Below are 14,923 nucleotides of genomic sequence, written 5' to 3'. Positions count from 1 at the left end.
ACCGGCGGGTTCCCGGTGACCGGCCCCGCGGTCGCCGAGACCACCGCCGAGCTGCGCAAGCTGCGGGCGGGGCTGCCCGGCCCGGTCGGCCTCGTGCCGACCATGGGCGCGCTGCACGAGGGGCACCGCACCCTGGTCCGCGCCGCCCGGGAGCGGTGCGGCAGCGTCGTCGTCTCCGTCTTCGTCAACCCGACCCAGTTCGGCCCGGGCGAGGACTTCGACCGCTACCCCCGCACCTGGGACGCCGACCTCGCCGCGCTCGCGGAGGAGGGGGCCGACGTCGTCTTCCACCCGGCGGTGGAGGAGGTCTACCCGCCCGGCTCGCTCGGCGTGACCGTCGACCCGGGCCCGCTCGGCGGCGTGCTCGAGGGCGCCGTCCGGCCCGGGCACTTCGCCGGTGTGCTCACCGTCGTCGCCAAGCTGTTCGGCCTGGTCCGCCCCGACGCGGCCTTCTTCGGGGAGAAGGACTACCAGCAGCTGACGCTCATCCGGGCGATGGCCCGCGAGCTGGCCCTGGGGATCGAGGTCGTCGGCGTGCCGACCGTCCGGGAGGGCGACGGACTGGCGCTGTCCTCCCGGAACCGCTACCTCACCCCGGAACAGCGGGCCACCGCCGTCGCGCTGTCCGCGGCGCTGCAGGCCGGCGCCACGGCCGGCCGGGAGGGCGCCGATGCCGTCCTGGCCGCGGCCGGCCAGGTGCTGGCCACCGCGCCGACGCTGGTGCTCGACTACCTCGCGCTCACCGACCCCGACCTCGGCCCGGCGCCCGCCGCCGGCCCCGCACGCCTGCTGGTCGCCGCCCGCGCCGGCAGCACCCGACTCCTCGACAACGCCCCCCTGCACCTGGGAGACCACCGATGATGCGCACGATGCTCAAGTCCAAGATCCACCGGGCGACGGTCACCCAGGCCGACCTGCACTACGTGGGCTCGGTGACCATCGACGAGGACCTCCTCGACGCCGCGGACCTGCTGCCCGGCGAGCAGGTCGCGATCGTCGACATCACCAACGGCGCGCGGCTGGAGACCTACGTCATCCCCGGCGAGCGGGGCAGCGGTGTGATCGGGATCAACGGGGCGGCCGCGCACCTGGTGCACCCCGGCGACCTCGTCATCATGATCAGCTACGGCGTGATGGACGAGACCGAGGCCAAGAGCTACATCCCGAGGGTCGTGCACGTCGACGGCGCCAACCGCATCGTCGAGCTGGGCGGCGACCCCTCCGCCCCCGTCCCCGGGGCAGCTGACCAGCGCCGCAGCGACCTCGGCGTCCCCGTTCGGTGACCGCGCTGGCGCCCGACACCGTCACCGGCCTGCCGCTGCGCCTCCGGGCGCCGGAACCGGGCTGGGAGCTCGTGGCCGACGTCTGCGTCGTCGGCTCGGGTGTCGCGGGGCTCTGCGTGGCGCTGCACGCGCGCGCCGCGGGGCTGTCGGTCGCCGTCGTCACCAAGGTCCGGGTGGACGCCGGATCGACCCGCTGGGCGCAGGGCGGGATCGCGGCCGTGCTCGACCCGGCCGACACCCCCGCGGCGCACGCCCGGGACACCGAGACCGCCGGCGTCGGGTTGTGCGAGCCCGGTGCCGTCTCGGTGCTGGTCCACGAGGGGCCCGGGCGGCTGCGCCAGCTGATCGGCTGGGGAGCGGCGTTCGACCGCGACCCCTCCGGCCGGCTGCTGCTCACCCGCGAGGGCGGCCACTCCGCCGACCGCATCGTGCACGCCGGCGGCGACGCCACCGGCTCGGAGGTGCAGCGGGCCCTGCAGGACGCCGTCCGCGCCGACCCGGGGGTGACCCTGGTCGAGCACGCGATGGTCCTGGACCTGCTCACCGACGCCGAGGGGCGGGCTGCGGGGGTCACCCTGCACGTGCTCGGCGAGGGCCGTCCGGACGGCGTGGGCGCGGTGCGCGCCCGCGCGGTCGTGCTGGCGACCGGGGGGATGGGGCAGGTCTACGCCGCCACCACCAACCCGTCGGTCTCCACCGGCGACGGCGTCGCCCTGGGCCTGCGTGCCGGTGCGGTCGCCACCGACCTGGAGTTCGTCCAGTTCCACCCCACCTCGCTCTACCTGGGCCCGGGCCTCCGCGGCCAGCAGCCGCTGGTCAGCGAGGCGCTGCGGGGCGAGGGCGCGGTGCTCCGCGACGGCGCGGGGGAGCGGTTCATGGCCGACGTGCACCCACTGGCCGAGCTCGCGCCGCGGGACGTCGTCGCCAAGGCGATCACCCGCGTGCAGCTGCGCGACGGCGTGCCGCACGTGTGGCTCGACGCCCGCGGGGTTTCCGGCGTCGCCGAGCGGTTCCCGACGATCACCGCCAGCTGCCGCGCCGCCGGCATCGACCCGGCCTCCCAGCTGATCCCGGTCACCCCGGCCGCGCACTACGCCTCCGGCGGGCTGGTCACCGACCTCGCCGGCCGGACGACGGTGCCCGGCCTCTACGCCTGCGGGGAGGTGGCCTGCACCGGGGTGCACGGCGCCAACCGCCTGGCGTCGAACTCGCTGCTGGAGGGGCTGGTGTTCGCCGCCCGGATCGGCGCCGAGCTCGCCGCGCGGCTGCCGCTGCCGGCCCCGGTCGTGTACCGCGCGCCGGCGCTGTCGGGCCTGCTGGACCCGGCCGGGCGCCGCCAGGTCACCGACACCATGTCCGCCCGCGTCGGCGCGCTGCGCACCGGGGCGGGCCTGGCGGAGGCCACCGGCCGCCTGGCGGCGCTGGCGGCAGGCCTGGGGGACCAGGCACCCGGCGTGGCCGGCTGGGAGGCCACCGACCTGCTCACCGTGGCCAGCGCGCTCACCGCCGCGGCCGCGGCCCGCGGGGAGACCCGCGGCTGCCACTGGCGGGAGGACCACCCCGACACGGAGGAGGCATGGCGCGTGCATCTGGACGTCCGGCTCGACGAGGGCGGGCACCTGCGGGTGACCCGCCGGCCGGTGGGCACCCCGTTGGTGACGCCGTGGTGACGCGGACCGATCCCCGCGACCTCGCCGGGACGGGGCTGAGCGAGGCGTGGGTCGACGAGCTGGTCGAGCGCACCCTGGCCGAGGACCTCACCGGCGGCCCGCCGCTGCCCGGCGCCCCCGATCTCGCCGTCTCCTTCGACGTCACCAGTGCGGCCACCGTCCCGGCCGCGCAGCCGGGCACCGCCGACCTGGTCGCCCGCGCCGACGGCGTCGTCGCCGGCCTGCCGGTCGCCGCCCGCGTCTTCACCCGGCTCGCCCCGGGGGCAGTGCTGACCGCCGGCGCCGCCGACGGCGACCGGGTGCACCGCGGTGACGTGCTGCTCACCGTCCGGGGGCCGGTGCGGGCGCTGCTGGCCGCCGAGCGCAGCGCGCTCAACATCGCCAGCCGGGCCAGCGGGATCGCCACGCTGACGAGGGCGTGGGTGGACGCGGTGGACGGCACCGGCGCCGTCGTCCTGGACACCCGCAAGACCACGCCGGGGCTGCGGCCGCTGGAGAAGTACGCCGTCCGGTGCGGTGGCGGGTCGAACAAGCGCATGGGCCTCTACGACGTGGCCATGGTGAAGGACAACCACGTCGCCGCTGCCGGCTCGGTGGCCGCCGCCGTCGCCGCCGTCCGGGAGCGCGCGCCGAAGGTGCCGGTGCAGGTCGAGATCGACCTGCCCGAGCAGGCGCTCGAGGCCGTCGGCGCCGGTGCGGACTTCCTGCTGCTGGACAACATGACCCCCGCGCAGCTGCGCGAGGTCGTCGCGCTGGTCGGCGGCCGGGTCGAGCTGGAGGCCACCGGCGGGCTGACCCTGGCCGTGGCCCGCGAGGTCGCCGCGACCGGCGTCGACTACCTGTCGGTCGGAGGCCTGACCCACTCGGCGCCGATCCTCGACCTCGCGCTCGATCTGCGGGCCGGCTGACCCGTGCTGCTCACCGTCGACGTCGGCAACAGCCAGACCGTCCTGGCCACCTTCGACGGCGACCGCCGGCTGGGCAGCTGGCGGGTGACCACCGCGCCGCGGGCCACCGCGGACGAGCTGCGGATGCTGTGGCGCGGGCTGCTGCGCGACTCCGTCGTCACCGGGGTGTCGGCCTGCTCGACGGTCCCGGCCCTGCTGCCGGCGCTGCGCCAGCTGCTGGACTCCCTGGAGGTGCCGGTCGTGCTGATCGGGCCCGGGGTCCGGACCGGCGTGCCGCTGCACGTGGACAACCCCCGCGAGGTGGGGGCCGACCGGGTGGTCACCGCGCTGGCCGCGCACGAGTTCTTCGGCCGCCGGCCCGATGGCAGTGGGCGGCCGGTCGTGGTCGTCGACTTCGGCACCTCCACCAACGTCGACGCCGTCGGCCCCGACGGGCAGTTCCTCGGTGGTGCCCTGGCCCCGGGGGTGGAGGTCAGCCTCGAGGCGCTGGCCACCCGCGCGGCCCAGCTGCGCAGCGTGGAGCTCACCGTGCCGGCCCACGCGATCGGCAAGAACACCGTCGCCGCGCTCCAGTCCGGGCTGGTGCTCGGGTTCGCCGGACTGGTCGACGGGCTGGTGGGCCGGATCGCCGCCGAGCTCGTCACCCAGTTCGGCGCCGCACCGGTGGTCGTGGCCACCGGAGGGCTGGCCCCGCTGGTCGCCGACAGCTGCCGGTCGATCTCCGAGCGGGAGCCGGATCTGACCGTGCACGGGCTGCGGCTGGCCTTCGATCGGCAGCAGGGGGCGGGGCGCCGGTCCGGTTCCCCGTAGGCTGGCCATCCGTGAGTGAGGAACCGCCGGGCGGGGCACCGCAGCATGAGGACGAACTCCCCGAACAGCTCCGGGTCCGCCGGGCCAAGCTGGACCGGTTGCGCGAGTCCGGTATCGACCCCTACCCCGCGGCGGTGGCCCGCACCACGACGCTGGCCGACGTCCGCGCCGCCCACCCCGACCTGCCGCCGGACACCATGACCGGCGAGAAGGTCGGCGTCACCGGGCGGGTCATCTTCTCCCGCAACACCGGCAAGCTCTGCTTCGCGACGCTGCGCGAGGGGGACGCCGAGCTGCAGGTGATGCTCTCCCGCGACCGGGTGGGCGAGGAGGCGCTGGGCGCCTGGAAGGCCGACGTCGACCTCGGCGACCACGTCCTGGTCACCGGCGAGGTGGGGACGTCGCGGCGCGGTGAGCTCTCGGTGTTCGCCGACTCCTGGCAGCTGACCGCCAAGGCGCTGCGTCCGCTGCCGGTCGCGCACAAGCCGATGAGCGAGGAGCTGCGGGTCCGGCGCCGGTACGTGGACCTCATCGTGCGCGACGAGGCCCGGCGGACGGTGCGTCAGCGCGCCACGGTGAATGCCGCGCTGCGCGCCGGCCTGGCCCGCCGCGGATATCTCGAGGTCGAGACCCCGATGCTGCAGACCGTGCACGGTGGTGCCGCCGCGCGCCCGTTCCGCACCCACATGAATGCGTTCGACCTCGACCTCTACATGCGTATCGCGCCCGAGTTGTTCCTCAAGCGGTGCATCGTCGGTGGGCTGGACCGGGTGTTCGAGATCAACCGCAACTTCCGTAACGAAGGGGCAGACAGCACGCACTCTCCGGAGTTCGCGATGCTGGAGGCTTATCAGGCGTATGCGGACTACCAGGTGATGGCCACCCTCACCCGGGAACTGATCCAGGAATCCTCCGAGGCGCTGTTCGGCGACCACGTCGCGCGGCACAACGACGGCACCGAGATCGACCTGTCCGGTGAGTGGCCGCAGGTGCCGCTCTACACCGCGGTCTCCGAGGCGGTGGGCGAGGAGATCACGCCGGAGACGCCGCTGCCGCGGCTGCGGGCCCTCGCCGAGCGCCACGGGGTGGGGGTGGACCCGGCCTGGATCCCCGGCAAGGTGGTCGAGGAGCTGTTCGAGGCGCTGGTCCAGCCCACGCTGCAGGCGCCGACGTTCGTCATCGACTACCCGCTGGACACCTCGCCCCTGACCCGCGCGCACCGCTCGACGCCCGGGCTGGCCGAGAAGTGGGACCTCTACATCGCCGGGGTGGAGCGGGCCACCGCCTACTCCGAGCTGGTGGACCCGGTCGCGCAGCGGGAGCGGTTCACCGCGCAGGCCGCCCTGGCCGCGGCGGGCGACCCCGAGGCGATGGCGTTCGACGAGGACTTCCTCGAGGCGCTGGAGTACGGGATGCCGCCGACGGGGGGCATGGGTATGGGCCTGGACCGGCTGATGATGACGCTCACCGGGCTGGGAATCCGCGAGACGATCCTCTTCCCGCTGGTCCGCCCGCTTTCCAGCTGAACGACGCCGATCCGTTCCCCAATTTCGGGGTGTTCGGTCAATTGGACCGAGCAATGGCCTATGGTTGGGTGTGACAATGTCGTCGCCCCTTCCGGGGCGCGAACCGCCCTGTTCAGGGTTCCCTGCGGGAAGTGGAGAAACGGAATGGCTCGCAAGGTTCAGGTGATCCTGAGTGACGACCTCGACGAGGACCTCCCGGCCGACGAGACGGTGAGCTTCTCGCTGGACGGGACGAACTACGAGATCGACCTGTCGGAGAAGAACGCACAGGATCTGCGCAACGCCTTCTCGCGGTACGTGCAGGCGGCGCGGAAGGTCGGGCGGGGCTCCGGCCGCGGCTCCGGCGGCGGCCGCTCCCGGGCCACCGGCGGCGGTGGGCGGATGGACCGCGAGCAGGCCGGCGCGATCCGCGAGTGGGCTCGCCGGAACGGCCACCAGGTCAGCGACCGGGGGCGGATCCCGGCCAGCGTGGTGGAGGCCTACGAGGCCGCGCACTGAGGTCTGCGTCACCCGTGACGTCGCCGGCGCGCTGCGCGCGTCCGGCCGGCCCGGTTCCCTCCTGCGGAGGGGGCCGGGCCGCTGTCGTTCCGGGCTCGCGCTGGGCGGGATCGGTGCTCCGTCGCCATCACCTGCGGGGATGACGGCGGCCCTCGGCGGCGTTGCACAGGACAGCGCCCGGACCGGGCGCAGAGGCCGTCCGCTGTCGGCGAAATCCGACACGGAACACCTGCACCCCCTGTATCAGTTGGACGGGGCAGCACCCACAACCCCCCGTCGTCCGACGCCGGGGCGGTGTGGTTCACGACTACAGTGAAAAGACCGGTGCCCAGCGCGCCGACGGATGTCGGGTGCTCCTTCCCACCCCAGGGAAGAGCAGTGCCGGACCAGCCGGTCGAAGGAGAAGCAGCAGATGTTCGAACGGTTCACCGACCGAGCCCGACGGGTGGTCGTCCTGGCCCAAGAAGAGGCCCGGATGCTCAACCACAACTACATCGGCACCGAGCACATCCTCCTGGGCCTGATCCACGAGGGTGAGGGCGTCGCTGCCAAGGCGCTCGAGTCCCTCGGCATCTCGCTGGAGGGTGTCCGCCAGCAGGTGGAGGAGATCATCGGGCAGGGGCAGCAGGCCCCGTCCGGGCACATCCCCTTCACGCCGCGGGCGAAGAAGGTCCTCGAGCTGTCGCTGCGCGAGGCGCTGCAGCTCGGCCACAACTACATCGGCACCGAGCACATCCTGCTCGGCCTGATCCGCGAGGGCGAGGGCGTCGCCGCCCAGGTCCTCGTGAAGCTGGGTGCCGACCTCAACCGCGTCCGCCAGCAGGTCATCCAGCTGCTGTCCGGCTACCAGGGCAAGGAGCCGGCCTCGGCCGGCGGCCCGGCCGAGGGCACGCCGTCGACCTCGCTGGTCCTGGACCAGTTCGGCCGCAACCTGACCCAGGCCGCGCGCGACTCCAAGCTCGACCCGGTCATCGGGCGGGCCAAGGAGATCGAGCGGGTCATGCAGGTCCTGTCGCGGCGGACCAAGAACAACCCCGTCCTCATCGGCGAGCCCGGCGTCGGCAAGACCGCCGTCGTCGAGGGGCTGGCCCAGGCCATCGTCAAGGGCGAGGTCCCCGAGACGCTGAAGGACAAGCAGCTCTACACGCTGGACCTCGGCGCGCTCGTCGCCGGTTCCCGCTACCGCGGTGACTTCGAGGAGCGGCTCAAGAAGGTCCTCAAGGAGATCCGCACCCGCGGCGACATCATCCTGTTCATCGACGAGATCCACACCCTCGTCGGGGCGGGTGCCGCGGAGGGCGCGATCGACGCCGCCAGCATCCTCAAGCCGATGCTGGCCCGTGGCGAGCTGCAGACCATCGGTGCCACCACGCTCGATGAGTACCGCAAGCACCTGGAGAAGGACGCCGCCCTCGAGCGGCGGTTCCAGCCGATCCAGGTGGGCGAGCCGACGCTCACCCACACGATCGAGATCCTCAAGGGGCTGCGCGACCGGTACGAGGCGCACCACCGGATCAGCATCACCGACGGCGCCCTGGTCGCCGCCGCGACGCTGGCCGACCGGTACATCTCCGACCGCTTCCTGCCGGACAAGGCGATCGACCTGATCGACGAGGCCGGTGCCCGGATGCGGATCAAGCGGATGACCGCGCCGCCGGACCTGCGCGAGTTCGACGACCGGATCGCGGCCATCCGCCGGGAGAAGGAGTCGGCGATCGACGCGCAGGACTTCGAGAAGGCCGCGTCGCTGCGCGACAAGGAGAAGCAGCTCCTGGGCGAGAAGGCCGAGCGCGAGAAGCAGTGGAAGGCCGGCGACATGGACGTCGTCGCCGAGGTCGACGACGAGCAGATCGCCGAGGTGCTGGCCAACTGGACCGGCATCCCCGTCTTCAAGCTCACCGAGGAGGAGACCACGCGTCTGCTCCGCATGGAGGACGAGCTCCACAAGCGGATCATCGGCCAGGAAGAGGCCATCAAGAGCGTCAGCCAGGCGATCCGGCGCACGCGGGCGGGCCTCAAGGACCCGCGCCGTCCGGGTGGCTCGTTCATCTTCGCCGGCCCCTCGGGCGTCGGTAAGACCGAACTGGCAAAGGCGCTGGCCAACTTCCTGTTCGGCGAGGACGACGCGCTCATCCAGATCGACATGGGCGAGTTCCACGACCGGTTCACGGTGTCCCGCCTGGTCGGTGCCCCTCCCGGTTACGTCGGCTACGACGAGGGTGGCCAGCTGACCGAGAAGGTGCGGCGCAAGCCGTTCTCGGTGGTCCTCTTCGACGAGATCGAGAAGGCGCACGCGGACGTGTTCAACACGCTCCTGCAGGTGCTGGAGGACGGCCGGCTCACCGACGGTCAGGGCCGGATCGTGGACTTCAAGAACACGATCCTGATCCTCACGACCAACCTCGGGACGCGGGACATCTCCAAGGCGGTCGGCCTCGGTTTCCAGGCCGGGAACGACACGCAGTCCAACTACGAGCGCATGAAGTCGCGGGTGCACGACGAGCTCAAGCAGCACTTCCGGCCTGAGTTCCTCAACCGCATCGACGACATCGTGGTCTTCCACCAGCTGACCGAGGCCGAGATCATCCAGATCGTCGACCTCATGCTCGCCCGCGTGGAGGGCCAGCTGGCCAACAAGGACATGTCGCTCGAGGTCACCCAGGAGGCCAAGAAGGTGCTGGCGCACCGCGGCTTCGACCCGGTGCTGGGTGCCCGGCCGCTGCGCCGGACCATCCAGCGCGAGATCGAGGACGCGCTCTCGGAGAAGATCCTCTACGGCGAGCTGACCGCGGGTCAGATCATCGTGGTGGACGTCGAGGGCGAGGGGAACGACGCGAAGTTCACCTTCCGCGGCGAGGCCAAGCCGATCGCCCTGCCCGACACCCCGCCGGTGGCCCTCTCGGGCGCCGAGGGTGACGAGGCCGGCCCGTCGGCCCAGGCCGAGTGAGATAGGACCCCGTTCCCCTCACCCCTCGCACGCTCGGGGTGAGCCTCTGAACGGGGCCGCGACAGGGGCCGCTCCCACCGCCAGGTGGGGGCGGCCCCTTCGTCGTTGGTGGAGAGTGGTCGCATGGCACGGGGTGAGCACCCCCGGCGGACGCCGGTTTACGGCGGGCTGCTGATCGTCGCGGCGATGGTCGGCGCGACGCTCGTCTGGTCGAGCGGCCTGCCCGGCTGGCTGCGGACCGCGCTGCTCGTGGGTGCGCTGGTCATGGCGCTGGCGGGCTGGTTGATGACCTTCCGCGACCTCAGCAGTCCCCGTCGGCGGCGCCCTCGCCCGTGAGGGTCAACCCCGGGGAAGGGTGAACAGTCCATCGGGGGTCTGCTCGACCAGGCCGTCGACGAGCAGGGAGTCCAGGCAGCGGGACCGCTGGACGGCGTCGTCCCACGCCGCCTCGAGCTCGGCCGCGGGCACCGGGTGGCAGGCGGCCCGCAGCACGTCGAGCAGCCGGCCGCGCACCTGGCGGTCGGTGCCGGCGAACTTCTGCACCCGCCGCGGCGGGCCCTCGTACGGCGGGCAGCCGGCCAGCCGCCAGGCGCACCGGTCCCGGACGGGGCAGGCGCCGCACCGTGGGGTCCCCGCGGTGCAGACCAGCGCGCCCAGCTCCATGGCGGCCACCGAGAAGCGGACGGCCCGGGCCGGCTCGGGAGGGGCGAGCAGGGCGACGTCGGCGAGGTCCGCGGCCCGCGCGGGCCCGGCCTCGGCGCGGCCGTGGATAAGCCGGGCGACCACCCGCCGGACGTTGGTGTCCACGACCGGCTGAGGCTGCCCGTGGCCGAAGCAGGCGACGGCGCGCGCGGTGTAGACGCCGATGCCCGGCAGGGCCTCCAGGGCCGCCACGTCGGCCGGGACGGCCCCGTCGTGCCGCTCGGTGAGGGTCACGGCCGCCTCGCGCAGCCGGAGGGCCCGCCGCGGGTAGCCGAGCTTCCCCCAGGCCCGGATCACCTCGGCGGGGGAGGCCGCCGCGAGCGACGCCGGCGTGGGCCAGCGGGCCATCCACTCCCGCCACGCGGGCTCGACCCGCGAGACGGGCGTCTGCTGCAGCATGACCTCGCTGACGAGGACCGCCCAGGCGTCCACGTCCGGACGGCGCCACGGCAGGTCACGCGCGGCCGTGGCGAACCAGTCGACCAGGGTGTCGCCGAGCTCCTGCGCCGGGGTCCGGACCGCTCCGGGAAGGCTCTCCACGGGGATCCAGTGTGCCGTCCGCCGAGGTCGGCGTGCCGGTGCGGCCCGTCCGGGGCCGCCGACTACGGTTCTCGGCGTGCTGCACCCGCTCGGCCCTCTTCCCGCGGCCGTGTACTGGCGACGGCGGCTGCTGGTGCTGGGTCTCCTGGTCAGCCTGCTCGGCGGGGGCGGCTGGCTGGCCGTAGCGGCCCTGAGCGGCGACAGCGACACGTCCTCGGCCGCCGCGGCGCCGGAGAACACCGAGCCGGCCGGGCCGCCGGCCCTGGCGCGCGTGGTCCCGTCCCTGGCCAGCGTGCAGACCCCCACGCCGCCCCCGGAGCCGGTCGAAGAGCCCGCCCCCGCACCGGAGCCGGCCCCGCCCGCGCCCGAGCCCGGCGGGCCGTGCACCGATGACATGGTGGGCCTGGAGGTGCGCACGCCGGGGAGCGCACCCGCGGGCGGCAAGCCGACCTTCGAGCTGGTGGTCACCAACGTCTCCCCGGTGCCCTGCGTGCGCGCGCTGGACAAGGAGCTGCAGGAGATCGTGCTGCTGGACCTGGGGGGCACCCGCCTGTGGGGCAGCAACGACTGCTTCCCCGAGTCCAGTGACGACACCCGCACCCTGGGGCCGGGGGAGGGCGTGGCGTTCCCGCTGGTGTGGGGCGGGCTCAGCAGCGAGCCCGGCTGCGCCGCGGACCGCAATCCGCTGCCCCCGGGGGACTACCTGCTGCGCGGCCGGCTCGACACCAAGACCAGCCCGGACGCCGGCTTCAGCGTCGTCTGAAGAAGGACCCCGTCCTCCTCATCCCTCGCAGGCTCGGGAGGAGCCTCGGGACGGGGCCTCAGCTGTAGCGGTCGAGGATCGACGTCTCGGCCAGCCGCGACAGGCCCTCGCGGATCCCGCGGGCACGGGCCTCCCCGACGCCCTCGACGGCCAGGAGGTCCTCGATGGTGGCGGCCAGCAGCTTCTGGAGCCCGCCGAAGTGGTCGACCAGCCGGTCGATGATCCCGGCGGGCAGCCGGGGCACCCGGGCCAGCAGCCGGTAGCCGCGGGGGCTGACCGGGGAGTCCAGCGCGTCGGCCGACGTGGGCAGCCCGTAGCAGCGGGCGACCGCGGAGAGGTCGAGCAGCTCGGTGGCCGACAGCGCCCGCAGGTCGGTCAGGACCTGCTCGATGGTGCGGGGGCGGCGGCTGCCGCCGGGCAGGTAGTCGCGGACCAGCAGCCCGCGGTCCTCCTCGACGCCGGCCAGCATCTCGTCCAGCTGCAGGGCCAGCAGCCGGCCGTCGGTGCCCAGCTCGACGACGAAGCCCTCGATCTCGTCGGCGATCCGCCGGACCATCTCCAGCCGCTGGCTGACGCTCATCGCGTCGCGCACGGTCACGAGGTCCTCGATCTCCAGCGCGGACAGCGTGCTGGCGACCTCGTCCAGGCGCAGCTTGTACCGCTCCAGGGCGGCCAGCGCCTGGTTGGCCCGGGCCAGGATCGTGGTCGGGTGCTCGAGGGTGTAGCGCCGGCCTGCGACGTAGACGCTGATGATGTGCATCGACTGGCTGACCGAGATGACCGGGAACCCGGTCTGGATGGCCACCCGCTCGGCGGTGCGGTGCCGGGTGCCGGACTCCTCGGTGGGCACCGTCGGGTCGGGCATCAGGTGCACGCCGGCCCGCACGATCCGGGCACCGTCGTAGGAGACGATCACCGCGCCGTCCATCTTGGCCAGCTCGCGCAGCCGCGTCGCCGACAGCGCGACGTCGAGGGCGAACCCGCCGGTGCAGATGGACTCGACGACGCGGTCGTAACCCAGCACGATCAGCGCGCCGGTCCGCCCGGCCAGGATGCGCTCCAGCCCGTCGCGCAGCGCGGTCCCCGGAGCGATGCGGCCGAGCAGTTCGCGGAGCGCGACCTCGGAGTCCACGGCGGGGGGCACGAGCGCTCCTGACGTTTCGATGTTGTGGCGGCTGAGTCTACGTGCCCCTCAACGGTACTGGCGGGGCTCGGTGACCTGCCCCACCGCCCCGGAGCGGGAGGTCAGAAGAAGCGGGCGAACGCGGCGCCCAGGTCGGGCACCTCCACCAGCCGCATCCCTCGCGGTGCGCTGCCGGCGTCCTCGGGCACCAGCGCCACCTTGTAGCCCTGCCGGGCGGCCTCGGCCAGCCGCCGGCCGGTGCCGCCGACCCGGCGGATCTCCCCAGACAGCCCCACCTCGCCGAGCGCGACCAGGCCGCGCGGCAGCGCGACGTCCTTGGCGGCGGAGGCGATCGCCAGCGCGAGCGCGAGGTCGGCCGCCGGCTCGGCGATCCGCACCCCGCCCACGGAGGCGGCGAAGACGTCGGCATCGGCCAGCTTGACCCGGCCGCGTCGCTCGACCACCGCGTTGACCATCGCCACGCGCTGGGAGTCCAGGCCGCTCACCGCCCGCCGCGGCGAACCGCCCCCACCGGTGCCCGCGACGAGGGCCTGCACCTCGGCCAGCAGAGGGCGGCTGCCCTCCAGGGTCACCGTGACGCAGCTGCCGGGCACCGGTGCGCTGCGCCGGGACACGAACAGGTGCGAGGGATCGGGGACGCCGACGACCCCGGAGTCGCCGATCTCGAAGCAGCCGATCTCGTCAGCCGGGCCGAACCGGTTCTTCATCGCACGGATCAGGCGGAGGGTGGAGTGCCGCTCGCCGTCGAAGGAGACGACCACGTCGACGAGGTGCTCGAGCGTGCGGGGACCGGCGATGGCGCCGTCCTTGGTGACGTGGCCGACGAGGATGGTCGTCATCCCGCGGCTCTTGGCGACGGAGGTCAGCGCACTGGCCACCGCCCGCACCTGCGTGGCGCCGCCGTCGGTGCCCTCCACCGCGGGCGAGCGCACCGTCTGGACGCTGTCGAGCACCAGCAGAGACGGCGCGACGTCCTCGACGTGGGCGAGAACGGCCGACAGCTCGGTCTCCGCGGCGAGGTAGAGGTTCTCGTGCAGCGCGCCGATCCGCTCGGCCCGCAGACGCACCTGGGCAGCGGACTCCTCCCCGGAGACCACGAGCGCCGGACCGTTGGTGGCGGCCACCCGGTGGGCGACCTCGAGGAGCAGGGTCGACTTGCCCACGCCGGGCTCCCCGGCGACCAGCAGGACGGCGCCGGGCACCAGGCCGCCACCCAGGACGCGGTCGAACTCCTGGATCCCGGTCGGCACCGCGCGGGCCGCGGCCAGCTCCACCTGCGCGATCGGGACCGCCGGCGCGGTGACCGGGCCGGCGGCCACGGCACGCAGCGGGGAGGCCGGGACGCCGACCTCCTGCAGCGTGCCCCACGCCTGGCACTCGGGGCAGCGCCCGACCCACTTGGCCGAGCCGTAGCCGCACTCGGTGCAGCGGTGGGCGGGGCGGGACTTCACACCGGGGGAGGGCACGTCACGACGCTAACCGCCGCGGGTGACAGTTCCCCGGATCAGTGGCCTTCCTCGTCGAAATCGAAGGCCTTGCCGCGCTCCAGCTCCTCGTCGGGGGTGGTGACGACGGCCCGGACGGTGACCTCGCCGGCGTTCTCGAAGGTGAAGGTCAGGTCGAGGCCCTGCCCGGGGGTGAGGTCCTCGGAGAGGTCGGTCAGCGCGACGGAGTAGTCGCCGTCCGGGCCGATGTAGACCACCCCGCGGGCCGGCACCGGGATGTCGACCGACGAGCCGGCGGATGGGGCGCCCGTCGTCCCGGGCACGGGGGAGGCGGTGGCCGCGTCCTCGGTGACCGTGACCCCGTCGAACCCCTCGCCCTCGATGCCGACGAGGGTGTCGTCCTCGTCGCCCCTGTTGCTGATCGCCATGATCAGCTCGGCGTCGTCACCGGCCTCGTAGCGTTCCTCGTCGGGATAGGCGAGATGGACCTGGCGCAGGACGATGTCGCCGGCCTGTGCCTCGGCGCCGACCTTGTCCCGGTTCTGGGCGACGGTCTGCGAGGCCTGCCCGGCGCTGCAGGCGGTCAACGCCATCGGGCTGAGGAGCAGGACACCCATCGTGGCGGCGCGCAGTGCGCGGTTCACAGCCGTCGACCTCCAGGGACGTGCCGGCCACCGCACGTCGATG

General features: G+C 73.8%; 14 protein-coding genes. 10 read left to right on the top strand and 4 right to left on the bottom strand.

What is annotated here, in order from left to right; genetic code table 11:
- Nucleotides 1-15 precede the first annotated feature (15 nt).
- The 9 genes from panC to BMZ50_RS08405 all read left to right on the top strand — a co-directional run bounded on the left by panC (nt 16) and on the right by BMZ50_RS08405 (nt 9,978).
- Entirely contained in the window at nt 16-861 is an 846-nt protein-coding gene (gene panC / locus BMZ50_RS08445; RefSeq protein ID WP_091323128.1) for a pantoate--beta-alanine ligase, read from the top strand.
- Nucleotides 858-1,283: an aspartate 1-decarboxylase gene (gene panD, locus BMZ50_RS08440; protein ID WP_091323126.1), complete on the top strand. Its 426-nt coding sequence runs from the start codon at nt 858-860 to the stop codon at nt 1,281-1,283. The genes panC and panD overlap by 4 nt, the downstream gene beginning before the upstream one ends.
- Entirely contained in the window at nt 1,280-2,953 is a 1,674-nt protein-coding gene (locus BMZ50_RS08435; protein ID WP_091323123.1) for an L-aspartate oxidase, read from the top strand. The genes panD and BMZ50_RS08435 overlap by 4 nt, the downstream gene beginning before the upstream one ends.
- Nucleotides 2,947-3,861 carry a carboxylating nicotinate-nucleotide diphosphorylase gene (gene nadC / locus BMZ50_RS08430; protein ID WP_245753466.1) on the top strand — a complete coding sequence of 305 codons (915 nt, stop codon included), beginning with the start codon at nt 2,947-2,949 and terminating at the stop codon, nt 3,859-3,861. The genes BMZ50_RS08435 and nadC overlap by 7 nt, the downstream gene beginning before the upstream one ends.
- A gap of 3 nt (nt 3,862-3,864) precedes the next feature.
- Entirely contained in the window at nt 3,865-4,671 is an 807-nt protein-coding gene (locus BMZ50_RS08425; protein ID WP_091323121.1) for a type III pantothenate kinase, read from the top strand.
- A gap of 11 nt (nt 4,672-4,682) precedes the next feature.
- On the top strand, nt 4,683-6,197 hold the full coding sequence (lysS, locus tag BMZ50_RS08420) for a lysine--tRNA ligase (RefSeq protein WP_091323118.1): 1,515 nt from the start codon (nt 4,683-4,685) through the stop codon (nt 6,195-6,197).
- Nucleotides 6,198-6,341: 144 nt separating this feature from the next.
- The gene (locus BMZ50_RS08415; RefSeq protein ID WP_091323114.1) at nt 6,342-6,695 is read left to right on the top strand and encodes a histone-like nucleoid-structuring protein Lsr2; all 354 of its coding nucleotides are present in this window, start codon (nt 6,342-6,344) and stop codon (nt 6,693-6,695) included.
- Nucleotides 6,696-7,107: 412 nt separating this feature from the next.
- Nucleotides 7,108-9,642, top strand: coding sequence for an ATP-dependent Clp protease ATP-binding subunit (locus tag BMZ50_RS08410; protein WP_091323112.1), 2,535 nt, complete (start codon nt 7,108-7,110; stop codon nt 9,640-9,642).
- Nucleotides 9,643-9,765: 123 nt separating this feature from the next.
- Nucleotides 9,766-9,978 carry a hypothetical protein gene (locus BMZ50_RS08405; RefSeq protein ID WP_091323110.1) on the top strand — a complete coding sequence of 71 codons (213 nt, stop codon included), beginning with the start codon at nt 9,766-9,768 and terminating at the stop codon, nt 9,976-9,978.
- 3 nt (nt 9,979-9,981) lie between these two features.
- Here the strand turns inward: BMZ50_RS08405 and BMZ50_RS08400 are convergent, their stop codons facing one another.
- The gene (locus BMZ50_RS08400) at nt 9,982-10,884 is read right to left on the bottom strand and encodes an HhH-GPD family protein (protein ID WP_091323108.1); all 903 of its coding nucleotides are present in this window, start codon (nt 10,882-10,884) and stop codon (nt 9,982-9,984) included.
- A gap of 76 nt (nt 10,885-10,960) precedes the next feature.
- On the opposite strand from BMZ50_RS08400, the gene BMZ50_RS08395 reads away from it, so the two are divergent.
- Nucleotides 10,961-11,647 (top strand): MucR family transcriptional regulator, encoded by a 687-nt coding sequence (locus BMZ50_RS08395; RefSeq protein WP_091323106.1) that lies wholly within the window; start codon nt 10,961-10,963, stop codon nt 11,645-11,647.
- Between the two features lie 58 nt (nt 11,648-11,705).
- Here BMZ50_RS08395 and disA read toward each other — a convergent pair whose 3' ends face one another.
- The 3 genes from disA to BMZ50_RS08380 form a co-directional block, all read right to left on the bottom strand.
- Nucleotides 11,706-12,791 carry a DNA integrity scanning diadenylate cyclase DisA gene (gene disA, locus BMZ50_RS08390; protein ID WP_091323103.1) on the bottom strand — a complete coding sequence of 362 codons (1,086 nt, stop codon included), beginning with the start codon at nt 12,789-12,791 and terminating at the stop codon, nt 11,706-11,708.
- Between the two features lie 101 nt (nt 12,792-12,892).
- Nucleotides 12,893-14,257: a DNA repair protein RadA gene (radA, locus tag BMZ50_RS08385; RefSeq protein ID WP_245753465.1), complete on the bottom strand. Its 1,365-nt coding sequence runs from the start codon at nt 14,255-14,257 to the stop codon at nt 12,893-12,895.
- A gap of 38 nt (nt 14,258-14,295) precedes the next feature.
- On the bottom strand, nt 14,296-14,880 hold the full coding sequence (locus BMZ50_RS08380) for a copper chaperone PCu(A)C (RefSeq protein WP_091323100.1): 585 nt from the start codon (nt 14,878-14,880) through the stop codon (nt 14,296-14,298).
- Nucleotides 14,881-14,923: the final 43 nt, after the last annotated feature.

The sequence above is a fragment of the Geodermatophilus ruber genome (assembly GCF_900114385.1).
GTDB classification, from domain to species: domain Bacteria; phylum Actinomycetota; class Actinomycetes; order Mycobacteriales; family Geodermatophilaceae; genus Geodermatophilus; species Geodermatophilus ruber.
This window is presented reverse-complemented; position numbering and strand designations above follow the sequence as displayed.

Bases quoted from the DNA above. Each gene is read 5' to 3' on its own strand.
- panD (WP_091323126.1), top strand. From the start codon at position 858: ATGATGCGCACGATGCTCAAGTCCAAGATCCACCGGGCGACGGTCACC.
- BMZ50_RS08415 (WP_091323114.1), top strand. From the start codon at position 6,342: ATGGCTCGCAAGGTTCAGGTGATCCTGAGTGACGACCTCGACGAGGAC.
- BMZ50_RS08410 (WP_091323112.1), top strand. From the start codon at position 7,108: ATGTTCGAACGGTTCACCGACCGAGCCCGACGGGTGGTCGTCCTGGCC.
- BMZ50_RS08405 (WP_091323110.1), top strand. From the start codon at position 9,766: ATGGCACGGGGTGAGCACCCCCGGCGGACGCCGGTTTACGGCGGGCTG.